Genomic DNA, 21,030 nt, shown 5'->3' on the forward strand with positions numbered 1-21,030 from the left:
GTGGCGCAGTGGCGTCATTTTGTGCGTTTTGCTCCCACCGGCTCGGGGTCCTTGCTGGGTGGGATGCCCGCCCTCCCTTGGGTGGGCCCCCCCCCCCCCCCCCCCCCCCCCCCCCTCTCCAACCGTCAGTCCTGCGCCGCCGCCCCGTCGAGCTGCTCGATCGTCGCGTTCGACGGCCCGCGCCCGTCCTGGATCCCGCGCGCCACGTCCTCGGCCGCGCGGAGCGTCCGTACCGCGTTCTGCCAGGTCAGCTTGGCCAGGTCGGCGGCGGACCAGTGGCGGCGCAGCAGTTCCGCGATCAGGTTGGGGTAGCCGGAGACGTCTTCGAGGCCGGCCGGGGTGAAGGCCGTGCCGTCGAAGTCGCCGCCGATGCCGATGTGGTCGATGCCCGCCGTCTCGCGCATGTGGTCGAGGTGGTCGGCGACCGTCGCCGCGGTGGCCATGGGCCGGGGGTGGGCGGCCTCGTACGCGCGCTGGACCCGCATGCCCTCGGCGGTGGTGTCGAGGTGGTGGAGGCCGTGGGCGCGCATGTTCTCGTCCGCGGACCGGGTCCAGACGACCGCCTCCGGGAGGATGAACTTGGGCACGAACGTCGCCATCGCCGTGCCCCCGTTGGCCGCGAGGGACTCCAGCACGTCGTCCGGGATGTTGCGCGGGTGGTCGCACACGGCGCGCGCGGAGGAGTGCGAGAAGAGCACCGGGGCCTCGCTGACGCGCAGCGCGTCGCGCATCGTGTCGGCCGAGACGTGCGAGAGGTCGACCAGCATCCCGACCCGGTTCATCTCGCGGACGACCTCTTCGCCGAAACGGGTGAGGCCGCCCGCGCGCGGCTCGTCCGTCGCCGAGTCCGCCCACGCGACGTTGTCGTTGTGGGTGAGGGTCATATAGCGCACGCCGAGCGCGTAGAGCGCGCGCAGGGTGGCGAGGGACTCGTCGATGCTGTGGCCGCCCTCGGCGCCCATGAGGGAGGCGATACGGCCCTGGGCCCGCGCCTCCTCCATGTCGTCCGCGGTGAACGCGAGCCGCAGGTCGCCGGGGTAGCGGTCGGCCAGCTGCCGTACGCAGTCGATCTGTTCGAGGGTCGCGCCGACCGCGTGGCCGCCGGGCATGTCGCTGCGTACGTACACGGACCAGAACTGCGCGCCGACGCCGCCGGACCGCAGCCGCGCCAGGTCGGTGTGCAGGCGGCCGCGCTGGTCGGCGGCGATGTCGAGCCGGTCGAGGTCGTAGCGGACCTGTTCGCGCAGCGCCCAGGGGAGGTCGTTGTGGCCGTCGACCACGGGGTGGTCGGCGAGCAGTTCGCGGGCCCGGTCCAGGAAATCGGCCGCCTCGGCCGTCCCCGAAGTCCCTGAAGTTCCGGAAGTTCCGGAAGTTCCGGAAGTTCCAGCAGCCCCGACAGTTCCTGCCGTCTCAGTCGTCTCGGACACCTCTGACTCCTCCCTCATCGTCACTTGCCGCCGAAGCCGAAGCCGCCCGACCGGCCGCTCTCCACCTTGGCCCGCAGTCGCTTGCCCTTCTCCGTGGCCTGCTCGTTCAGCTCGTCCTGGAAGTGGCGCACCCGGGCCTGCAGTTCGCTGTCGTGCGCGGCGAGCATGCGGACGGCGAGCAGGCCCGCGTTGCGGGCGCCCCCCACCGAGACGGTGGCGACCGGGACCCCGGCCGGCATCTGCACGATGGACAGCAGGGAGTCCATGCCGTCGAGGTACTTCAGCGGTACGGGCACGCCGATCACCGGCAGCGGTGTCACGGAGGCCAGCATCCCGGGCAGGTGGGCCGCTCCCCCGGCGCCCGCGATGACCGCCTTGAGGCCGCGGCCCGCGGCGTGCTCGCCGTAGCCGATCATCTCGCGCGGCATCCGGTGGGCGGAGACGACGTCGACCTCGTACGGGATCTCGAACTCGTCGAGGGCCTGGGCCGCGGCCTCCATGACGGGCCAGTCGGAGTCCGAGCCCATGACGATGCCGACCAGCGGGGCGGGGCCCGCGTCGGCGCTCGTCGCGGGCGTGGTGCCGGGTGACGTGCGCGCGCTCATTCGGTGATCGTTCCTCGCAGGTATCCGGCGGCGTGGCTCGCGCGCTCCCGCACGTCCGCCAGGTCGTCACCGTAGGTGTTGACGTGCCCGACCTTGCGGCCGGGCTTCACGTCCTTTCCATACATATGGATCTTGAGGCCCGGGTCGCGCGCCATGCAATGCAGATAGGCGGCGTACATGTCCGGGTAGTCGCCGCCGAGGACATTGGCCATCACGGTCCACGGGGCGCGCGGCCGGGGGTCGCCGAGCGGCAGGTCCAGCACGGCCCGTACGTGGTTGGCGAACTGCGAGGTGATCGCGCCATCCTGGGTCCAGTGGCCGGAGTTGTGCGGGCGCATCGCCAGTTCGTTGACGAGGATGCGCCCGTCCGGCGTCTCGAACAGCTCGACGGCCAGGTGCCCGACGACGCCCAGTTCATCGGCGATCTTCAGGGCCAGCTCCTGCGCCTGGGCGGACAGCTCCCCGGACAGGTCCGGCGCAGGCGCGATCACCGTGTCGCAGACGCCGTCGACCTGGATCGACTCGACCACCGGGTAGGCGACGGCCTGGCCGTGCGGGGACCGTACGACGTTGGCGGCCAGCTCGCGGGTGAAGCCGACCTTCTCCTCGGCGAGCACCGGCACACCGGCCCGGAACGGCTCGGCGGCCTCCCGCTCGCCGCGGACGATCCAGACGCCCTTGCCGTCGTAGCCGCCGCGCACCGTCTTGAGCACGACCGGGAAGCCGTCGCCCTCCGCGGCGAAGCGCGCCACGTCGGCGGGGTCCGCCACGATCCGGTGCCGGGGGCAGGGCGCCCCGATCTCCGTGAGCCTCGCCCGCATCACGCCCTTGTCCTGGGCGTGCACCAGCGCGTCGGGGCCCGGGCGTACGGGTACGCCGTCGGCCTCCAGGGCGCGCAGGTGCTCGGTGGGAACGTGCTCGTGATCGAAGGTGATCACGTCACAGCCCTGTGCGAAGGCACGAAGAGTCGCCAGATCGCGGTGGTCGCCGATGACGACCTCGCCGACGACCTGGGCCGCGGACTCCTGCGGGGTATCGCTGAGCAGCTTGAATTTGATGCCGAGGGGGATGCCCGCCTCGTGGGTCATGCGGGCGAGCTGCCCGCCGCCGACCATGCCGACTACCGGAAACGTCACGCGGTCCAGGGTATCCGCCCGGCCGGATGCCCCTCCCCCCACCTTGGACGTTCCTCCAAGCACCCCTATGATCGACGCAGTTTGACGCGTACCCGACGTGTTTGGTCGACGGCGCCGGTTGCCATGTCATCCGCACCGCTGTGACCAGCCCGAGCGCCCCGGCGGCCACCCCATTGCCCAGCCACGGGAGCACGCCCCCGGGTCGCTGGTTAGCATGAAGAAGCTGGACCTACGCTGACTGACACCGACATCCGCCGGACTCTGGAGCTTGAAGATCACTATGGGTGAACCGAGCGCACTCCGTTCTCGGGCGGATCGGCTGATCCGCGAGATCGCCAAGTTCGGGGCGGTCGGAGGCGCGGGCGTCCTCGTCAATCTCGCGGTCTTCAACCTCGTCCGGCACACCAGCGAGCTGCCCGTCGTGCGCGCCAGCGTCGTGGCGACGGCCGTCTCGATCATCTTCAACTACGTGGGGTTCCGCTACTTCACCTACCGCGACCGGGACAAGCAGGGGCGCACGAAGGAGCTCACGCTCTTCCTGCTGTTCAGCGCCATCGGCCTGGTGATCGAGAACGGCACGCTCTACACGGCGACGTACGCCTTCCACTGGGACACCCCGTTGCAGAGCAACGTCTTCAAGTTCGTCGGCATCGGCATCGCCACCCTCTTCCGCTTCTGGTCCTACCGGAGCTGGGTGTTCAAGGCGCTGCCCGCCCGCGAAGCCGTGGAGACCGCGGAATCGTTCCTGACCGACCCGCGGAGCCACGTCAGAGTCATCAACAAGTGACGCCCGGGGCCCGGGGCCCCCGCCTCACGGCTCCCTCGGCTCCCGCGCCTGGTCCGCGTCCCGGCTCAGGAAGAGCGCGAAGACCGGCGGATATCCCTGGAGCAGCTCCAGCCGTCCGCCGTCCGCCTCGGCGAGGTCCCGGGCGACGGCGAGTCCGAGCCCCGTCGAGTTCCGGCCGCTGACCGTACGCTCGAACACCCGCGACCCGAGGTCCGGCGGCACCCCCCGGCCCTCGTCGGAGACCTCCACCACGGCCTGGTTCCCGGTGACCCGGGTGCGCAGCGCCACGGTGCCGTCGCCGTGCATGAGCGAGTTCTCGATGAGGGTGGCGAGCACCTGCGAGACCGCGCCGGGCGTGCCGACCGCCCGCAGCCCCTGCTTGCCGGAGCGGACGATGGCGCGGCCCTCGCTGCGGGAGGCGGGCCGCCACTCCTCGATCTGCTGCTTGACGACCTCGTCCAGGTCGAAGGTGACGGCCGAACCGGACTGCGGGTCGCGGGAATTGGTCAGCAGCCGCTGCACGACGTCGGTGAGCCGCTCCACCTGGGTGAGGGCGATCGTCGCCTCCTCCTTGACCGTGTCGGGGTCATCGGTGAGCGTGATCTCCTCCAGCCGCATGGAGAGCGCGGTCAGGGGCGTACGGAGCTGGTGCGAGGCGTCCGCGGCGAGCCGGCGCTCGGCGGTGAGCATCCGGGCGATGCGCTCGGCGCTGGCGTCGAGGACATCGGCGACCCGGTCCAGCTCGGCGACGCCGTAGCGGCGGTGGCGCGGCCGGGGGTCGCCGGAGCCGAGCCGTTCGGCGGTCTCGGCGAGGTCGGTCAGCGGGGTCGCGAGCCGGTTCGCCTGCCGTACGGCCAGGAAGACGGCGGCGATGACGGCGAGCAGCGCCACGCCGAGGATGACCGTCAGGGTGCGGCCGATCTCCTGGCTGACCGTGTCGCGGGACTCCGCGACCGTGATGGTCTCGCCCCGCTCGCCCTTCTGGGTGGCGGTGATGGCCTCGCCCGCGGGGTGCTTGCCCAGTTCGATGACGGAGCGGCCGGGGATCTCGATCTTGGCGTACCGGTTCGGGGTGATCTGCTCGCGCAGCACCCCGGAGGCCACCCGCTCGCCGCCCATCAGCCGGCTGTCGACGATGCTGACCAGCCGTACGGCCTCGGACTGCACGCTCTCCTGCGCGCTGCTCTCGATCGTGCGGGTCTCGACGATGACGAGCGAGATGCCGAAGACGGCGATCACGACGAGCACCACGGCGAGCGTGGAGTTGATCAGACGGCGGCGCACTGTGCCCTCCGGGGCGGGGTGGTACGAGTCTCGGCCCCCGGGCGGGGCGCCCGCGCGGGGCGCGCCGCGCCGTGGCGCACTCGCCCCGCGTCGCCGACCGCGGACCGCACGGCCGCCGGCCCCCGCCCGGCGGGCCCTGGGTCCCTGCTAGCTCTTCTCGAAGCGGAACCCGACGCCGCGCACCGTGGCGATGTAGCGCGGGTTGGCGGCGTCGTCGCCGAGCTTCTTGCGGAGCCAGGAGATATGCATGTCGAGCGTCTTGGTCGACGACCACCAGGTGGTGTCCCAGACCTCCCGCATCAGCTGGTCGCGGGTGACGACCCGGCCGGCGTCGCGGACCAGGACCCGCAGCAGATCGAATTCCTTGGCGGTGAGCTGGAGTTCCTCGTCGGCCATCCAGGCGCGGTGCGATTCGACGTCGATCCGCACTCCGTGGGTGGCCGGCGGCTGCTGGGCGGACTCGACCGCGCCGCGGCGCAGCAGGGCCCGCACCCGGGCGAGCAGTTCGGCGAGCCGGAAGGGCTTGGTGACATAGTCGTCGGCGCCGGCGTCCAGGCCGACCACGGTGTCCACCTCGTCGGCGCGGGCGGTGAGCACCAGTACGGGGAAGCCATGGCCTTCCGTGCGCAATCGGCGGCAGACCTCCAGCCCGTCCATTCCTGGGAGACCGAGATCGAGTACGAGCAGGTCCACGCCTCCCTGGAGGCCGGCGTCGAGCGCCGTGGGACCGTCCTCGCGCACCTCGACCTCGTACCCCTCGCGGCGCAGGGCGCGTGCGAGCGGCTCCGAGATGGACGCGTCATCCTCGGCGAGCAGTACTCGGGTCATGGGGTGATGGTAGTCCGCCGGGGCGCAGGTCAGAGGTGCCCGCACCCCTCCCTGCGAGTTCACTCACCCAACTGGCCTTTAACCTTCGAATATAGGCGGGTAGTTCCCGAATCTCCTGTGATCCATGTCTCAACTCCTTCCTTATCCGGGCGGGGTGTGACGTATGGTGACGGGACGTCTGCAGCATCACGGGGGGACCTTCGGCACTTAACGTGCGCCGTGGGTCTCTGTTGTGGGCGGGGCTGGCACCCCCAGTCCCGTATTCACAGTGAATGACCTGTCGGCCATCGTCCAGACCGCGCGCCCGCGCGCGGCGGACATGGATGCCGGTGTACGGCTGTCCCATCCGATACTTCGTTCCCGGGGTGTCGGTCCCCCGGACGTGGGATGTGGGCGGTGCGGTGCCGGTACCGGCCCACCCCCACCCGGGCGTGCGAGAGCTCCTACGTGCGTCCCGACCACACAAGGATCGACCATGGCGTCCAGCCTGACGAAGGGCACCGCCGAACAGGGAACCCCTGATTCCGGCGGCAAGACCTTCTTCGGCCACCCCCGCGGCCTGGCCACTCTCTTCATGACCGAGATGTGGGAGCGCTTCAGCTTCTATGGCATGAGGGCACTGCTCGTCCTTTACCTGATCTCCGGTGGACCGGATGCCAAGACCGGCGGTCAGGGCGGCGGACTGGCGATGTCGCTCGCCACGGCTTCCGCCATCTACTCCGTCTACATGGCCACGGTCTACCTGCTGGCCATGCCCGGCGGCTGGATCGGCGACCGGATCTGGGGCCCCCGCAAGACCGTCGCGATCGCGGCCGGTGTCATCGTCTGCGGCCACCTGATGCTCGCCATCCCCGGCGCGCCGACGTTCTTCCTCGGCATGGCGCTGGTCGCGATCGGCTCCGGCCTGCTGAAGGCCAACATCTCGACGATGGTCGGCCAGCTGTACGACGGCCCGCAGGACCCGCGCCGGGACAGTGGCTTCAGCCTCTTCTACATCGGCATCAACGTCGGTGGCGTGGCCGCCCCGCTGGCCGTCGGCACCGTCGGCCAGACCGTCAACTGGCACCTGGGCTTCGCGGTCGCCGCGTTCGGCATGGCGCTGGGCCTGGTCCAGTTCCTGATCGGCTCCCGCCACCTGTCCCCGGTCAGCAGCCAGGTCCCGACGCCGCTCCAGCGCGAGGAGCGCAACTCCTGGCTCTGCAAGGGGCTGCTCTGGGTGGCCATCGCGGCCGTCTTCTACATCGTGGTCGTCTCCGCCGGGCTCTTCACGATCAACTGGGCGCTGATCCCGATCGCGCTGATCGGCCTGTTCACGCCGATCGCGGTGCTGTTGCGCATCAAGCGCGACAAGGAGCTCACCGAGACCGAGCAGACCAAGATGAGCGGTTACATCTGGTTCTTCGTCGCCGCGGCCGTGTTCTTCATGATCTTCGACCAGGCCGGCTCGACGCTGAACGTCTTCGCCGACAAGAACACCGCGTCCTCGGTCCTCGGACTGGGCTTCCCGTCCTCGTGGTTCCAGTCGGTGAACTCGGCGTGGGTGATGGTGCTCGCGCCGATCTTCGCCTGGATGTGGATGGCGCTGAACCGCCGCGGCAAGGAACCGACCACCACGGTCAAGTTCGCGACGGCCATGCTCCTGATCGGCGCGTCGTACGTCATCTTCATCGTCCCGATGCTGATGACCGAGGACGGCTCGAAGGCCAGCCCGATGTGGCTGCTCACCGTCTACATGGTGCAGACCATGGGTGAGATGTGCCTCTCGCCCGTCGGCCTCTCGGTGACCACCAAGCTGGCACCGCAGAAGTACGCCAGCCAGATGCTGGGCGTCTGGTTCCTCGCGGTCACCGCCGGCGACTGCGTGGTCACCCTCGCCGTCACCGCGGGCGCGGACCTCAACGGAGTGGCGGTCATCGCGGTCGAGGCGGCGCTGGCGGTCCTCGCCGGAGCCGGGATCTACACCAACCGCAAGAAGATCATCGCTCTCCTGGGCGACGTCCGCTGACGTCCCCGGGCAGCTGCTGACAGGGCCCCGGCCGCGGTTCACTACCGCGTCCGGGGCCCTGTCGCGTACCCACCGGTCAGTCAGCGGCCTCAGCGCCGCAGCCGCCGCCAGGGGGTGAAGGTGAAGATCGCGGCGCCGAGGAGCACGGCGCACCCCGCGATCAGGCCGAGGGCCCGGAGGCTGCCGTGGTCGCCCGCGCCGGTCGCGGCGAGACCTCCGGAGGAGGCCGAGCCGCTGGCGGCGCCGGCGCTCGTGCCGCCCGCGGAGGCCGGGTGGCCGCCCGTACCGCCGCTGCCGCCGCTGCCGCCGGAGACGCCGCCCTGCTGCGCCGCGGTGTCCAGCTGGAGGGACACACCCGGGTCCTTCGCCGGGGTGCAGGTCGTGGTGGTGCCCAGCGCGTTGACGGTCAGGACGCCCGGGGTCAGCGTCGCCTTTCCGCTCGCGCCGGGCTTGTACGCGCCCTTGAGGTCGGGGATCGCGATGGGCTGGCCGGTCTTGATCGGGTCCTTGTTCGGCGCGCCCTCGGTCTTCACGGTCCCCTTGTCCGCGCCGCCGACCTTGACGGCCATCGAGGGCTTGACGGAGCCCGCGGGGATGTCGGCCGGGCTGTCCATGACGGACTTGCCGAACTTGACCGTCAGGTCGTAACTCCCGCCGTTCTTGGTCGCGTTGATCTGCACCGGCGAGGTGGCGTTCTTGTCGCCGATGGGCGTCTTGCACTGGTAGTCGACGCTGACTTCCTTGCCGGTGAACGAGCCGCTGCCGGTGTCGCCGCCGCTGGAGCCGCCACTGGAACCGGCGCTGGAGCCACCGGAGGAGCCGCCGGAAGAGCCGCCGGAAGAGCCGCCGGAGGACGACGATCCGCCGCTCGTACCGGCGCTGCCGCCCGTGCCACCGCTCGTGCTCGTACCGCCGCTCGTACCGCCACTGGTGCTCGTACCGCCGGTCGTACCGCCGCTCGTGCTGCCGCTGCCGTCGGTCACCTTGATGGTGGCCCCGGGCTTGACCGCCTCCTTCGCCGAGCACTTGGTGTCGGTGGAGATCGGCTTGTTGACGTTGATGCTGTACGCGCCGGGCGTCAGCGTGACGTCACCGGCCTTCGTCAGCTTCACCTTGGCCTTCATGTCGGGCAGCAGCATCGGGCTGTTCTTGGGGATCGGCGGGTTCTGCCGGGGCCCCTCCATCGCGGCCTCGCCGCTCTGCGCGCCGCCGAGCGTGAGCTTGCCGGTGGGCTTGACCGTGTCCTTGCCCAGATCGAGGATGTTCGGGTTCTTGGAGGCGGCCTCCACCGTCTTCCAGACCACCTCGACCTCGTCGCCGACCTTCGCCGTGGCCGGGGCCTGGATATCCACCTTGGTGGTGCCCTGGATCGGCGGCAGGCCGGAGATCGGCGGCGGTAAGCACTCGGTCTTGTACGACACTTCGGCGGCGTGCGCGGTACCCGGACTCAAGCCCACGCCCGCGCCGCCGAGCAGCAGCGCGACACCCGCCACGCCTGCTCTCCGATGCGTTCTCACGTAGTCCCCTTCGTTTGCGTCTGCGTCGTCGGATGTTCGTCACTCGGTGCGGAAGTCTGGGGCGGGGCGCCGGGCAGCGTGTCCGGGGTGAACCAGGGCAGCGAGCCGGTCTCGTCCTGCCGGTCCCGGTCCTTGCGCCGAGGATCCTTGCGCCGGGATTCCTCGCGCCGAGGTTCCTTGCGCCCGGCGGCCCGGCGGCGCGGGAGAGCGGCGGTGCGGGCGGGGCGCGGGACGCGCGCGAGACGGTTCCGGGCGGAGCGCGTACCGACCGTGGGGGGCCTCGGCCGCAGCCGGTCCACGATCACCATGCCGATCCGGAAGACCGCCGCCGGGATCACCACGCACAGCAGGATCCAGAAGAGCGTGACGCCCCACGGCCGCCCCACCGCCCACGGCTGCTCGACCAGCACCTTGCCGCCGTACTTGAGCGAGACGAGATAGTCGCCGTACGCGCCCGCCGACAGCTCCACCGGGAGTTCGACCCGCGCCTTCTTCCCCGGCGGTATCGCGCCGCGCCACTGCTGCTCCTCCCAGGAGGGGGCGAGCACGCCGTGCGAGGTGCCGACCTGGAAGACGGGGTCCCGGGCGGGCGTCGAGCCCAGGTTGGCGACGGTGACCACCAGTTGGCGCTGCGGGGGCGCGCCGAACCAGGTCAGCACCCCGCCGGAGCCCTTGAGCCGCGCGCCGAGCACGCTCAGCCGCTCGCCTCCCGTCTGGGCGGGCAGTGGTGCGACCGGGTGGCCCGCGACGCTGAAGTCGGCGTCCGCGGCGGCCGGTTCGCCGGTCACGGTCGCCGCGTGCACCACGCACGGGCAGGGTTTGGGCGGCTCGCTGACCGCCAGCTTCTCGTTGAACGCGCCGTCGGCGCCGGTGGTGACGGCGCGGCCGTCCGCGTTGGCGCAGGCGTTGGTGCCGCCGATCATCTTCTGCCCGCAGATGAGCAGCGTCAGCAGCGTGTGCGGCCGCCAGCCCGTGCCGCTGACGGTGATACTGCCGCCCGCACCGGCCTCCCGCTTGCTGACGGTGATGGCGGGCCCGTCGGCGGCGGCCGAGGCGCCGGCGGCGGGCGCCGCCGGCGACAGGGCGAGGGCGAGCGCCGCCAGCAGGACGGCCAGGGCGCCGGGCCGGCCCCGCGGCCCGGCGCGGCCCGCGCGCGGGAGCGCGAAGCGCCGTACGACCGTCCGCGCACGGGACGCCGAAGGGTGGGGGGCTGGGGGCCGCTGCCCCGTCGCCTGTCGCTGCGTACTGCCGATCACGTTCTGACTCCTGACCCCGTACCGGCCAATTCCGCTGGCTCCCCCGTCTCTTCACCGGCCGGTCCCCCGGCCTCCGGCGGTGCCCGTCCGCGTCTGCGGCGTACGAACCAGACCGCTGCCGCCAGGCAGAGACCGGTGGCCGGCACGGCCGCCCAGCCCCAGGGCAGGGGTCGGTACGCGGCGTCGGCCGTGGCGTGCGCGCCGCCGCCCGCGGTCGCGGTGAGCTTGACGCGCACCGAGTCGAACGAGGGCGCGTCCGCCCACTTCTCCGACAGCCGCGCCCGCTGCCCCGGCCGCAGCTCGATGGGGAGGGAGCGGGCGGGGCGGCGCAGGACCTGGCCGAACAGGCCGTCGGCGCTGACCGCGAGGCGCGGCGTGAGGGTGACGTTGCCCCGGTTGACGAGCGCGTAGCGGATGCGCGCGCTCTCGCCCCGGCCGGTGACGCGCACGTCCTCGACGGACAGCGCGGCGAGCGTCGGCCCGCTGACGCGCAGCGCCAGCCGCACCCCGGCCTGCCGTCCGCCGCCGCTCACGACGATCGCGCCGGGGTGGTCACCGGGCACGGCGTCGGCCGGAACGGTCACGGTGAACGGCACGTCGGCGCGCGTATGGGGCGGGACCTCGACGGTCTTCGAGGCGAGGGAGAGCCACGCCCCGGCATCATGGCCGCCCCCGGCCTCACCCGCCTTACCCCCGCCACCACCGCCACCGCCGCCGCCGTCGGTGCCGCCGCCGTCGGTGCCGTCGGCGGTCGCGCCGCGCAGCCGCACCGTGCGCGGCGCGGCGCCGGGGTTGGTGACGGAGATCTTGTCGGTGAGTACGGAGCCGGGCGTGCCCTCCAGATAGAAGTACGGCCGCCCGGCCGCGCCCGCTCCGGTGCCGCCGCCGGGCGCGGGTGCGGCGGACCACGCGTCGGGAGCGGCGGCCCTCGCCGCCGTGGGCGCGCCCAGCAGCGCCACGGCGGTGACGGCCGCGGTGACGGCGCTGCGAGTACGGGACGGCATGTGCGGGCTCCCTGCGGCTCGTACGCGATGGCGCGCGGAGCGGGACAGTTGCGCGGAGCGGGTTCCCCGCCCCTCTTCCCGCACCGCCCTTCCCCTGACCGGCAGTTCTGACCAGGGCTGCTGACCAGGGCCGCCGACCGGGGCTGCTGACCGGGGTGTCGCCCCGGTGCCGGACGGTGCGGGTGACCGTTGTTCGGAGTGTTCCGGCGGCGCGGTGTGCCGACGCGCCGGTGTTCTAGCGGACGGCCTTCTGGCGGCGCGTCAGCCACAGCGTGCCCGCCGCTCCGGCGAGCAGCACGGTGCCGCCGAGCGTGCCGAAGGCGATCGCGTTGTCGGAGGGCCCGGTCTGCGGGAGCTGGCCGCCGCCGGTCGAGGCGGAGCCGCCCGAGCCGCTGGAGCCCGTACCGCCCGTACCGCCCGACCCGCCGGTGCTGCCGCCCGTACCGCCCGTACTCCCCGAGCCGCCCGTGGACCCGCCCGAGCCCTTGACGTCGAGGCTGAGCGACGGCTTGGGGTTGTTGTTCGGCGTGCACGTGGTGGTCGTGCCCATCGCCTTGATGGTGAGGGTGGACGCGGTGAAGGTGACCTTGCCGCTCTTCTTGGGCGTGTACGTACCCGACAGGTCGCTGATCTTGATGGCGGTGTTGGCGGGTATCGCCGCGTCGTTGGCGGGGCCCGTGACCGCCACGGTGCCGCTCTCCGCGCCGCCGAGCTTGATGAGCGCACTTGGCTTCATCGCGCCCTTGCCGAGCTCGATGGGGCTGGAGGAGACGCCCTTCTGGAAGGACATGGTGAGCTTGTACGAGCCTCCGCTCGCCACGCTCTTGATGTCGATGGGCGACACCGCGCCCTTGTTTCCGATCGGTGTCTTGCACTGGTAGTCGACGTCGACCGTGTCGGCGTGCGCCGCGGGGGCGGCCAGCAGGACTGTCCCGCCGGCCAGCGCCGCCGCGACCGCGAGCGCGCCGCTCCGGCCGACCGCGTGGCGTTTCGTGTGGGACACGTCGGGTTCCCCTCTCGTCAAATACTCCTCAAACACCCGCCATGCGCCGCCGGCAGATGTTACTGACGGCACATCAGATCGGGCGCCGACAGTACGCCGGGGACCATGGAGAGGGAAGACAAAGAACACGCCGGATCGCGGCGTGTGCGAGGACGCGTGGGAGAGGACGTACGGGAGAGGCGACGCGCGGGCGGGCGCGGAAGGGATCGCCGGGCGCGGAACGGGCGTCGAGCGCGGAACGGGCCCACGACACGGAACGGGCATCGGGCGCGAACGGGGCTCGGGACGCGGAGTAGGGCCCGGGACGCGGGCGGAACAGGGCTCAGGCGCGTAAGACGGGAAAGCGGGGGCTCGTACGCGTGACAGCGCTCGGACGCGCGGGCGGAGCGGAGACGGGGCCCGGCCGCGTGGCATCGCTCAGGACGGAGCCGCGAGCTCCGCCCAGACCGTCTTCCCGGCGCCTTCCGTGTTGCGCACGACCCCCCAGTCGAGACAGAGCCGCTGCACGATAAACATGCCGTGCCCGCCGGGCCGTCCGGCCCGGTGCGGGGTGCGGGGTGCGGGCGTACCGGCGCCGGGGTCGACGACCTCCAGGCGCAACACCTTGCCGCTGCACGCGACCCGGACCTCTTCGGGGCCCTCCGCGTGCAGACAGGCGTTGGTGACCAGCTCGGAGACGACCAGCAGGACGTCTTCGGCGGCCGCTCGCTGATCGGCGCCGGCGGCGGGCAGCCAGCCCCAGTCGTGGAGCGCCTCGCGCGTGAAGTCGCGGGCGCGCGGCACCGCGCCGCTGGCCCCTATGAGGTGGAGTCGGCGGACCTGCCCGGCCGGGGACGGGGCCTCGGCCGAAGCGGTACCGCCCGGCTCCGGACCACGGTCGCCCAGCGGGGACGGCCGGGTGGTGCTCATCAGCGCTTCACCTCACCGATCACCGATTACAGGACTGACGGATACCTGGCACATTCAACAGATTCAGGTCTCTCCTGCCCGTCCGCTCGGTGAGAACACCCACTTCTTCGATACGGGTCGTGTGACACGGGTAACGCCCAGTTTGCACAGAGAGACAGGAGTGGTGACGCTCAGTCCGCGAGCGCGGCGTCGAGCGTGTCATGAACGGTGAAGACCACCTCGGCGCCGGTGATCTCGAAGACCCTGGCGACCACGGGCAGCATCCCGGCCAGATGGACCCCGCCGCCCGCGGCCTCGGCCTTGAGCCGGGCGCCGAGGAGCACGTTGAGTCCGGTGGAATCGCAGAACTCCAGCTGCGAGCAGTCGACCACGAGGCGCGAGCACCCCTCGTCGACGCAGCTCTCCAGCGGTTCACGCAGCAACTCGGCCGTGTGGTGATCCAGCTCACCCGCCGGGGTCACGATCGCGCTCACCCCATGGCGACGGACCCCGACATGCAGCCGGCCCCTGCTTGCACTGCCGACCATCCCGCGGTCCATGCGCACCCCTTCTCGGTTGCTTGCCTGGCGCTTGAGGAAGCCTACGCCTTCAGTACGGTGTCCGGTAGCCGAAGATCCGTCATTTCAGGGCGAATACGGACAACTCGCACTTGCCATGGGTAGGTAAAGACCGGTAGGGCTAGTACGAACGACAAACACGGCCGGCTTTGGAGGCGCCGCACACCGCAGCAACTGGTCATGGCTTCGGCAGCCATATGCCGAGAATGATGGAGGACACCATGTCACCCCGGCTCGACGAACTGCGCACCGATGCTCCTCGGGAGACCGCCTCGTCGACACCCCCGCCCGAGCCCCACACCGAGCAGGCCGCCCCGGCCGCCGGCGCCGCCGAGACCACGGACATCGATGACGCGGCCGACGCCGCTCTCGGCGATGTACCGCTCGACGAGCTCCCCGAGATCCCGCCCTACGACAAGGTCGGCCCAGTGGACGCGCGGGCCCTGTCCAAGACGCTCTTCGAACGCCTTGAGTCGCTTGAGGAGGGTACCCACGAGCACGCGTACGTACGCAACACCCTGGTCGAGCTGAACCTGGCGCTCGTGAAGTTCGCCGCCTCCCGGTTCCGCTCCCGCAGCGAGCCGATGGAAGACATCGTCCAGGTCGGCACCATCGGCCTGATCAAGGCCATCGACCGCTTCGAGCTCAGCCGCGGCGTCGAGTTCCCCACCTTCGCGATGCCGACGATCGTCGGCGAGATCAAGCGCTTCTTCCGCGACACCAGTTGGTCGGTGCGGGTGCCGAGGCGGCTTCAGGAGCTCCGGCTCGACCTGGCCAAGGCCGGCGACGAACTGGCCCAGAAGCTCGACCGCGCGCCCACCGTGGGCGAGCTGGCCGAGCGGCTCTCCCTCACCAACGAGGAGGTCGTGGAGGGCATGTCCGCGAGCAACGCGTACACCGCGAGCTCGCTGGACGCCCAGCCGGAGGAGGACGACACCGAGGGCGCGCTCGCGGACCGTATCGGCTACGAGGACCACGGCCTCGAAGGCATCGAGTACGTCGAGTCGCTGAAGCCGCTCATCGCCGAACTCCACCCGCGGGACCGGAAGATCCTCTCGCTGCGGTTCGTCGCCAACATGACGCAGTCCGAGATCGGCGAAGAGCTGAACATCTCCCAGATGCACGTCTCCCGGCTGCTCTCCCGCACGCTCGTCAAGCTCCGCAAGGGCCTGATGATCGACGAATAGGAGCGGCGCTCTCCCCACCGAGCGCCCCACCGGGCTTCGAGGCCCCGGCTCCAGCGGCTTCCGCCGCTGTCGAGCCGGGGCCTCGCCCATACTCTCGTCCGTTACCCTGCCCGCTTTCCCCGCTGCCACACCGCGGAGACCAGCGGGACTCCCGGCCGGTAGGCGAGGTGGACGTGGCTCGGGGCGTCGAGGAGGGCGAGGTCGGCCGCCGCCCCCGGGGCGACGCGGCCGACGTCCGTACGGCGCAGGGCGCGGGCGCCGCCCGCGGTGGCCGACCAGAGGGCCTCGTCGGGGCTCATGCCCATGTCGCGTACGGCCAGTGCGATGCAGAAGGGCATGGAGCTGGTGAAGGAGGAGCCCGGATTGCAGTCCGTGGACAGCGCCACGGTGGCGCCCGCGTCCAGGAGGCGGCGGGCGTCCGGCCACTGCGCGCGGGTGGAGAACTCCGCGCCGGGCAGCAGCGTCGCCACGGTGTCGCCGCCGGCGAGCGCGTCGAGGTCCGCCGCGTCGAGGTGGGTGCAGTGGTCGGCGGAGGCCGCGCCGAGTTCGACGGCGAGCTGCACGCCCGGCCCGTGGGAGAGCTGGTTGGCGTGGACGCGCACGCCCAGCCCCCGGTCCCGGCCCGCGGTGAGGATCGCCCGCGACTGGTCGGCGTCGAAGGCGCCGTTCTCGCAGAAGACGTCGATCCAGCGGGCGTGCGGGGCGCAGGCGTCGAGCATCGGCCCGGTGACGAGGTCCACGTACCCGGCCGGGTCGTCGGCGTAGTCCGGCGAGACGATGTGCGCGCCGAGGAAGGTGACCTCGTCGGTGTGGGCGGCGGCGATGCGCAGCGAGCGGGCCTCGTCCTCGGTGTTGAGGCCGTAGCCGGACTTGGTCTCGATGGTCGTGGTGCCCTGGAGCAGGGCCTCGCGCAGATAGTGCACGAGCCCCGCCTCCAGCTCCGTGTCGGTGGCGGCGCGGGTGGCGGCGACGGTGGTGCGGATGCCTCCGGCGCTGTAACTCCGGCCGGACATACGGGCGTTGAACTCGGCCGTCCGGTCGCCGGCGAAGACCAGGTGGGAGTGGGAGTCCACGAAGCCGGGGATCGCGGCCCGGCCGCCCGCGTCGTGGACCCGGTCGGCGGCGGGGGCGTCGGCCGCGGGACCGACCCAGGCGAAGCGGCCGTCTTCGATGACGACGGCGGCCTCCTCGATCAGCCCGAGCGGCCCCCGGCCGAGGGCGGGGTCGTTGGTGACCAGGCTGCCGATGCCGGTGATGAGGGTGGACGCGGGGGTTGTCATGGTTCCTCTCCGTGGGGTGGGCGCAGCGCCGCGATGGCCGTGGCGAGGGCCTCGGGTACGTCCGGGACCAGGGTGTGCTCCCCGTCCCGCACGACGTGCCGTCCGCCGACGACCGTATGGCGGACGTCGGCGCCGGTCGCGGCGAACACCGCGGTCTCCGCGCCGAGTCGGGGCAGCGGGCCCGCCGTGCGCACGGTGTCCAGCGCGACGGTCGTCAGGTCCGCGAGCAATCCGGCGGCGATCTCGCCCGCGTCGTGCCAGCCGAGGGCCGCGTGCCCGTCCGCGGTGGCGGCGCGCAGCAGCGCGCCCGCCGTCCAGTGCCCCCGGGCGCGGGTGCGCAGCCGTTCGTCGAGCTCCATGGCGCGGGCCTCTTCGAAGAGGTCGATCACGGCGTGGCTGTCGCTGCCCAGCGACAGGGGGGAGCCCGCCCGCTGGAGCCGGGCGGCGGGGCCGATGCCGTCGGCGAGGTCGCGTTCGGTGGTGGGGCACATGCAGGTGCCGGTGCGGCTGTCGCCGAGGAGGGCGATGTCCTCGTCGTTCAGGTGCGTGGCGTGCACGGCGGTGGTACGGGGGCCGAGCGCGCCGTGGTCCGCGAGGAGCCGGGTGGGGGTGACGCCGTGGGCCCGGACGCAGGCGTCGTTCTCGGCGGTCTGCTCGGAGAGGTGGACGTGCAGCGGCGCCGAGCGCTCGGATGCCCAGTCGGCGACCGCCCGCAGCTCGGCCGCGGGGACGGCCCGTACGGAGTGGATGGCCGCGCCGATCCGGGCGTGGCCGGGGGCCTTGAGGGCGGCGGCGCGCTCGGCCCAGGCGTCGGCGGTGCCGTCGCTGAAGCGCAGTTGGTGGCGGTTGGGGGGCTCGCCGAAGCCGGCGGAGAGATAGGCGGTGTCGAGGAGGGTGATGCGGATGCCGGCCTCGGCGGCGGCGGCGATCAGCGCGTCGCCCATCGCGTTGGGCTCGTCGTAGCGCGCGCCGCCGGGCGCGTGGTGCAGATAGTGGAACTCGCCGACGCAGGAGATCCCGGCGAGCGCCATCTCGGCGTAGACGGCGCGGGCGAGGGCGTAGTACGTGTCCGGGGTGAGCCGGGCGGCCACCTGGTACATGACCTCGCGCCAGGTCCAGAACGTCCCCGAGCCCACCTGGACGGTGGAGCGCAGGGCGCGGTGGAAGGCGTGACTGTGGGCGTTGGCGAGGCCCGGGAGGGTGAGGCCGCGCAGCGCGACCGCGCCCGGCGGCGGGGCGCCGGCCCCGGTCCGTACGGCCGTGATGCGGCCGTCCGCGGTCTCGATGGCCACGCCCGGTTCGACGTTCGTCCCCAGCCAGGCGTGTTCCGCCCAGTACGTCACCTGCACGCGAGGCCCTCCACTACGTCGGCGAGTGCGGCCACCCCGGCCAGGCAGTCGTCCTCGGCGGCGGATTCGGCCGGTGAGTGCGAGACGCCGGTGGGGTTCCGTACGTACAGCATGGCGGTGGGGACCGTTCCGGACAAAATACCCGCGTCGTGGCCGGCCCCGGTGGCGAGGAACGGGGCCGTCCCGCCGAGGAGGGCGCCCAGCTCGTCGCGGAGGGCGTGGCCGAACTCGATGACGGGGGTGAAGGACTCCCGGACCACCGCGACGTCCACGCCGTCGCGCGCCCCGCGCTCGGTGGCGGCCTGTTCGATCTCGGCGACGACGCGGTCCAGGGTCTCCTGGTCGGCGGCGCGCGAGTCGAGCCAGCCGCGCACGAGGGAGGGGATGGCGTTGACACCGTTGGGCTCGACGGCGACCTTGCCGAAGGTGGCGAGCGCCCCGGCGATCCGGGCCTTCTTGCGGGCGGCGAGGACGGTGTTGGCGTAGGTCAGCATCGGGTCGCGGCGGTCTTCGAGGCGGGTGGTGCCCGCGTGGTTGGCCTCGCCCCGGAAGTCGAACCGCCAGCGGCCGTGCGGCCAGATCGCGGAGGCGATGCCGACGGCGTCGCCGGAGAGGTCCAGCGCCCGGCCCTGTTCGACGTGGAGTTCCACGAACGCGCCGATCCGCTCCAGCCGCTCGGGGTCGGGGCCGATCGCCTCCGGGTCGTACCCGGCGCTCTCCATGGCCCGCGGCAGCGAGACGCCGTCCGCGTCGCGCAGCTCGTGCGCCTTCTCGGCGGTGAGCTGCCCGGCGGTGAGGCGGGAGCCGACGCAGGCGAGGCCGAACCGGGCGCCCTCCTCGTCGCCGAAGTTGACGATGCCCAGGGGCTTGGTGAACTCCGCTCCCCTCCGGCGGAGTTCGTCGAGCGCGGCGAAGGAGGAGACGACGCCGAGCGGGCCGTCGAAGGCGCCGCCGTCGGGCACGGAGTCCAGGTGCGAGCCGGTGACGACGGCGTCGCCCGCGGCCGGGTCACCGAGCCAGGCCCACAGGTTGCCGTTGCGGTCGGTCTCGCAGGTCAGGCCGCGGGAGGCGGCCTGGGCGCGGAACCAGGCGCGGCAGTCGGCGTCGGCGCCGGTCCAGGCGTGGCGGCGGTAGCCGCCGGTGGCCGGGTGGCGGCCGATGGGCAGGAGGTCGCGCCACATCTCGTGGAAGGAGGGGGGCGCGGCGGCGGCGCCGCCTCGCGCGGTCATTCGCCCTCCCGCATCGGGATGCGGACGCCGCGCTCCGCCGCGACCTCGTCGGCGCGCTCGTACCCCGCGTCCACGTGCCGGATGACGCCCATGCCCGGGTCGTTGGTCAGCACCCGGCGGATCTTCTCGCCCGCCAGCTTGGTGCCGTCGGCGACCGAGACCTGGCCGGCGTGGATGGAGCGGCCCATGCCGACGCCGCCGCCGTGGTGGATGGAGACCCAGGAGGCGCCCGAGGCGACGTTGACCATCGCGTTGAGCAGCGGCCAGTCCGCGATGGCGTCCGACCCGTCGAGCATGGCCTCGGTCTCGCGGTACGGGGAGGCGACCGAGCCGCAGTCGAGGTGGTCGCGGCCGATCGCGAGGGGGGCTTGCAGCTCCCCGGAGGCCACCATGTCGTTGAAGCGCTCGCCGGCCTTGTCGCGCTCGCCGTAGCCGAGCCAGCAGATACGGGCCGGGAGGCCCTGGAAGTGGACGCGCTCCCCGGCCAGCTTGATCCAGCGGGCCAGGGACTCGTTCTCCGGGAAGAGGTCGAGGATCGCCTTGTCGGTCTTGTGGATGTCGGACGCCTCGCCGGACAGCGCGGCCCAGCGGAACGGCCCCCTGCCCTCGGCGAAGAGCGGGCGGATATAGGCCGGTACGAAGCCGGGGAACGCGAACGCGCGCTCGTACCCGGCGAGTTGGGCCTCGCCGCGGATCGAGTTGCCGTAGTCGAAGACCTCGGCGCCCGCGTCCATGAACCCGACCATGGCCTCGACATGCCGGGCCATCGACTCGCGGGCCCGCTGGGTGAAGTCGGCGGGCTTCTCGGCCGCGTAGGCGGCCATCTCGTCGAAGTCGATGCCGAGCGGGAGGTAGGCGAGCGGGTCGTGGGCGCTGGTCTGGTCGGTGACGATGTCGATCGGCGCGCCCTCGGCGAGCATGCGCGGCAGCAGCTCGGCGGCGTTGCCGAGCAGCCCGATGGAGAGCGGGCGGCGGGCGTCACGGGCCTCGGTGGCGAGCTGGAGCGCGTGCTCCAGGGAGTCGGCCCGCACGTCGAGGTAGCGGTGTTCGATGCGGCGCTCGATGGCGCGCGGGTCGCAGTCGACGCAGATGACGACGCCGTCGTTCATGGTCACGGCGAGCGGCTGGGCGCCGCCCATGCCGCCGAGCCCGGCGGTCAGGGTGATCGTCCCGGCGAGCGTGCCGCCGAACTTCTTGGCGGCGACGGCCGCGAAGGTCTCGTACGTGCCCTGGAGGATGCCCTGCGTCCCGATGTAGATCCAGGACCCGGCGGTCATCTGCCCGTACATGGTGAGGCCGAGGGCCTCCAGCCGCCGGAACTCCTCCCAGTTGGCCCAGTCCCCCACCAGGTTGGAGTTGGCCAGCAGCACGCGCGGCGCCCATTCGTGCGTCTGCATGACGCCGACGGGGCGGCCGGACTGGACGAGCATCGTCTCGTCCTGCTTGAGGGTGGTGAGCGTGCGCACCATGGCGTCGAAGGAGCGCCAGTCGCGGGCGGCCTTGCCGGTACCGCCGTAGACCACGAGCTGGTCGGGGTGCTCGGCGACCTCCGGGTCGAGGTTGTTCTGGAGCATCCTCAGGGCGGCTTCCTGCTGCCACCCCAGGGCGCTGATCTCCGTGCCGCGCGGTGCCCGTACGGGTCGTGGTCCTGACATGGGCCGTGCCTC

18 protein-coding genes are annotated in these 21,030 nt (G+C 72.2%); 3 read left to right on the forward strand and 15 right to left on the reverse strand.

What is annotated here, in order from left to right; genetic code table 11:
• Window positions 1–125 precede the first annotated feature (125 nt).
• From AC07AB_RS21670 to AC07AB_RS21680, 3 genes are all read right to left on the reverse strand, one after another.
• Complete coding sequence (locus AC07AB_RS21670; protein ID WP_478569632.1) at window positions 126–1,316, reverse strand: dipeptidase; 1,191 nt, start codon at window positions 1,314–1,316, stop codon at window positions 126–128.
• Window positions 1,317–1,447: 131 nt separating this feature from the next.
• Window positions 1,448–2,032 carry a 5-(carboxyamino)imidazole ribonucleotide mutase gene (gene purE / locus AC07AB_RS21675; RefSeq protein WP_478569325.1) on the reverse strand — a complete coding sequence of 195 codons (585 nt, stop codon included), beginning with the start codon at window positions 2,030–2,032 and terminating at the stop codon, window positions 1,448–1,450.
• Window positions 2,029–3,168 carry a 5-(carboxyamino)imidazole ribonucleotide synthase gene (locus tag AC07AB_RS21680; RefSeq protein WP_478569327.1) on the reverse strand — a complete coding sequence of 380 codons (1,140 nt, stop codon included), beginning with the start codon at window positions 3,166–3,168 and terminating at the stop codon, window positions 2,029–2,031. Before AC07AB_RS21680 ends, purE begins: the two co-directional genes overlap by 4 nt.
• Window positions 3,169–3,448: 280 nt before the next feature.
• On the opposite strand from AC07AB_RS21680, the gene AC07AB_RS21685 reads away from it, so the two are divergent.
• Window positions 3,449–3,955 (forward strand): GtrA family protein, encoded by a 507-nt coding sequence (locus tag AC07AB_RS21685; RefSeq protein WP_478569329.1) that lies wholly within the window; start codon window positions 3,449–3,451, stop codon window positions 3,953–3,955.
• Between the two features lie 24 nt (window positions 3,956–3,979).
• Here AC07AB_RS21685 and AC07AB_RS21690 read toward each other — a convergent pair whose 3' ends face one another.
• Together AC07AB_RS21690 and AC07AB_RS21695 are read right to left on the reverse strand one after the other, a co-directional pair.
• Entirely contained in the window at window positions 3,980–5,239 is a 1,260-nt protein-coding gene (locus AC07AB_RS21690) for an ATP-binding protein (RefSeq protein WP_478569331.1), read from the reverse strand.
• A gap of 147 nt (window positions 5,240–5,386) precedes the next feature.
• Window positions 5,387–6,067 carry a response regulator transcription factor gene (locus AC07AB_RS21695; RefSeq protein WP_030890910.1) on the reverse strand — a complete coding sequence of 227 codons (681 nt, stop codon included), beginning with the start codon at window positions 6,065–6,067 and terminating at the stop codon, window positions 5,387–5,389.
• A 475-nt stretch (window positions 6,068–6,542) separates the two neighbouring features.
• Here AC07AB_RS21695 and AC07AB_RS21700 point away from each other — a divergent pair, with 475 nt between their 5' ends.
• A complete protein-coding gene (locus AC07AB_RS21700; RefSeq protein WP_478569333.1) occupies window positions 6,543–8,072 on the forward strand; it encodes a peptide MFS transporter in 1,530 nt (509 codons plus the stop codon).
• An 89-nt stretch (window positions 8,073–8,161) separates the two neighbouring features.
• On the opposite strand, the gene AC07AB_RS21705 is transcribed toward AC07AB_RS21700, so the two are convergent.
• The 6 genes from AC07AB_RS21705 to AC07AB_RS21730 form a co-directional block, all read right to left on the reverse strand.
• Window positions 8,162–9,565 carry a hypothetical protein gene (locus AC07AB_RS21705; protein ID WP_478569335.1) on the reverse strand — a complete coding sequence of 468 codons (1,404 nt, stop codon included), beginning with the start codon at window positions 9,563–9,565 and terminating at the stop codon, window positions 8,162–8,164.
• Between the two features lie 20 nt (window positions 9,566–9,585).
• A complete protein-coding gene (locus AC07AB_RS21710; RefSeq protein ID WP_478569337.1) occupies window positions 9,586–10,845 on the reverse strand; it encodes a neocarzinostatin apoprotein domain-containing protein in 1,260 nt (419 codons plus the stop codon).
• Window positions 10,842–11,849 carry a COG1470 family protein gene (locus AC07AB_RS21715; RefSeq protein WP_478569339.1) on the reverse strand — a complete coding sequence of 336 codons (1,008 nt, stop codon included), beginning with the start codon at window positions 11,847–11,849 and terminating at the stop codon, window positions 10,842–10,844. Before AC07AB_RS21715 ends, AC07AB_RS21710 begins: the two co-directional genes overlap by 4 nt.
• Window positions 11,850–12,084: 235 nt before the next feature.
• A complete protein-coding gene (locus tag AC07AB_RS21720; protein WP_478569341.1) occupies window positions 12,085–12,852 on the reverse strand; it encodes an LPXTG cell wall anchor domain-containing protein in 768 nt (255 codons plus the stop codon).
• A gap of 417 nt (window positions 12,853–13,269) precedes the next feature.
• A complete protein-coding gene (locus AC07AB_RS21725; protein ID WP_478569343.1) occupies window positions 13,270–13,761 on the reverse strand; it encodes an ATP-binding protein in 492 nt (163 codons plus the stop codon).
• A gap of 170 nt (window positions 13,762–13,931) precedes the next feature.
• Complete coding sequence (locus tag AC07AB_RS21730) at window positions 13,932–14,300, reverse strand: STAS domain-containing protein (RefSeq protein ID WP_478569345.1); 369 nt, start codon at window positions 14,298–14,300, stop codon at window positions 13,932–13,934.
• A gap of 239 nt (window positions 14,301–14,539) precedes the next feature.
• Between AC07AB_RS21730 and AC07AB_RS21735 the strand changes: the two genes are divergently transcribed.
• Window positions 14,540–15,505: an RNA polymerase sigma factor SigF gene (locus AC07AB_RS21735; protein WP_478569347.1), complete on the forward strand. Its 966-nt coding sequence runs from the start codon at window positions 14,540–14,542 to the stop codon at window positions 15,503–15,505.
• A 101-nt stretch (window positions 15,506–15,606) separates the two neighbouring features.
• Here AC07AB_RS21735 and hutI read toward each other — a convergent pair whose 3' ends face one another.
• From hutI to hutU, 4 genes are read right to left on the reverse strand one after another with little or no spacing between them, the layout of a single operon-like run.
• The gene (gene hutI / locus AC07AB_RS21740; RefSeq protein WP_478569349.1) at window positions 15,607–16,785 is read right to left on the reverse strand and encodes an imidazolonepropionase; all 1,179 of its coding nucleotides are present in this window, start codon (window positions 16,783–16,785) and stop codon (window positions 15,607–15,609) included.
• On the reverse strand, window positions 16,782–18,134 hold the full coding sequence (locus tag AC07AB_RS21745; protein WP_478569351.1) for a formimidoylglutamate deiminase: 1,353 nt from the start codon (window positions 18,132–18,134) through the stop codon (window positions 16,782–16,784). The genes hutI and AC07AB_RS21745 overlap by 4 nt, the downstream gene beginning before the upstream one ends.
• Window positions 18,125–19,363 (reverse strand): allantoate amidohydrolase, encoded by a 1,239-nt coding sequence (locus tag AC07AB_RS21750; RefSeq protein WP_478569353.1) that lies wholly within the window; start codon window positions 19,361–19,363, stop codon window positions 18,125–18,127. The genes AC07AB_RS21745 and AC07AB_RS21750 overlap by 10 nt, the downstream gene beginning before the upstream one ends.
• Complete coding sequence (gene hutU / locus AC07AB_RS21755) at window positions 19,360–21,018, reverse strand: urocanate hydratase (RefSeq protein ID WP_478569354.1); 1,659 nt, start codon at window positions 21,016–21,018, stop codon at window positions 19,360–19,362. Before hutU ends, AC07AB_RS21750 begins: the two co-directional genes overlap by 4 nt.
• Between the last annotated feature and the right edge of the window lie 12 nt (window positions 21,019–21,030).

This window comes from Streptomyces sp. NPDC044033 (assembly GCF_056434425.1).

Bases quoted from the DNA above. Each gene is read 5' to 3' on its own strand.
- purE (WP_478569325.1), bottom strand. From the start codon at position 2,032: ATGAGCGCGCGCACGTCACCCGGCACCACGCCCGCGACGAGCGCCGAC.
- AC07AB_RS21685 (WP_478569329.1), top strand. From the start codon at position 3,449: ATGGGTGAACCGAGCGCACTCCGTTCTCGGGCGGATCGGCTGATCCGC.
- AC07AB_RS21695 (WP_030890910.1), bottom strand. From the start codon at position 6,067: ATGACCCGAGTACTGCTCGCCGAGGATGACGCGTCCATCTCGGAGCCG.
- AC07AB_RS21700 (WP_478569333.1), top strand. From the start codon at position 6,543: ATGGCGTCCAGCCTGACGAAGGGCACCGCCGAACAGGGAACCCCTGAT.
- AC07AB_RS21715 (WP_478569339.1), bottom strand. From the start codon at position 11,849: ATGCCGTCCCGTACTCGCAGCGCCGTCACCGCGGCCGTCACCGCCGTG.
- AC07AB_RS21725 (WP_478569343.1), bottom strand. From the start codon at position 13,761: ATGAGCACCACCCGGCCGTCCCCGCTGGGCGACCGTGGTCCGGAGCCG.
- AC07AB_RS21730 (WP_478569345.1), bottom strand. From the start codon at position 14,300: ATGGACCGCGGGATGGTCGGCAGTGCAAGCAGGGGCCGGCTGCATGTC.
- AC07AB_RS21735 (WP_478569347.1), top strand. From the start codon at position 14,540: ATGTCACCCCGGCTCGACGAACTGCGCACCGATGCTCCTCGGGAGACC.
- hutI (WP_478569349.1), bottom strand. From the start codon at position 16,785: ATGACAACCCCCGCGTCCACCCTCATCACCGGCATCGGCAGCCTGGTC.
- AC07AB_RS21750 (WP_478569353.1), bottom strand. From the start codon at position 19,363: ATGACCGCGCGAGGCGGCGCCGCCGCCGCGCCCCCCTCCTTCCACGAG.
- hutU (WP_478569354.1), bottom strand. From the start codon at position 21,018: ATGTCAGGACCACGACCCGTACGGGCACCGCGCGGCACGGAGATCAGC.